This is a genomic window from Nocardiopsis lucentensis DSM 44048 (assembly GCF_000341125.1).
GTDB classification, from domain to species: Bacteria; Actinomycetota; Actinomycetes; order Streptosporangiales; family Streptosporangiaceae; genus Nocardiopsis; species Nocardiopsis lucentensis.
The window spans coordinates 939-1,661 of sequence record NZ_ANBC01000631.1; the positions used below are offsets into that span (position 1 = coordinate 939).

1 pseudogene is annotated in these 723 nt (G+C 81.1%); it reads left to right on the forward strand.

The window, feature by feature from the left end:
- Window positions 1–58 precede the first annotated feature (58 nt).
- Window positions 59–723, forward strand: a pseudogene (locus D471_RS41980) (hypothetical protein); the annotation flags it as partial.

The window sequence follows — 723 nt, forward strand, 5'->3', positions numbered from 1 at the left end:
CCGGGTCTCCTGGGAGCGGCCGCCGTCCCCGGGCGACGTCGGTGCGCGGCGCTGGCTGGTGGTGTACCCGGAAGGGGGGCGGGGCGAGCGCCTCCTCGCCGACGCCGAGCGCGCCCTGACCGAGGTCGGGGCCGAGGTCGTCGGGCTGCCGGTGGACGCGACCGCCGTGGATCAGGCGTTCCTCGCCGAGCGCCTGCGCGCCTTCGCCGAGGCCGCGCGCCGGAGCGGCGCCGCACCGGACGCGGAGGCCGGGGTGCTGTCGCTGCTCTCGGCGGACGACCGGCCCCACCCCGGGTTCGCCGGGGTGCCCGCCGGTGTGCTGGCGACGCTGTCCCTGACGCGGGCGGCGGTGGACGGGCCGGTCCGGGTGCGCCTGTGGTGCCTCTCCCTCGGCGCGGTCGCCGTGACGGACCCCGAGCGCCCCGACCCGGCGGGCGCGGCCCTGTGGGGGCTGGGCCGGGTCGCCGCGCTCGAACACCCCGACCTGTGGGGCGGACTGGTGGACCTGCCGGAGGAACCGGATCCGGCGGACTGGCGGGCGGCCGCGGCACGGCTCGGCGGCCCGGAGGACCAGGTCGCGGTCCGCGACGCGACCGGGTGGGGGCGGCGCCTGACCAGGGCGCGGCGGAGCGAGGCCGCCGGGCGGTCCGGGTATCGGCCGCGCGGCACGGTGCTGGTCACCGGCGGGCTCGGGGCGTTGGGCGCCCGGGTCGCCCGCCGACT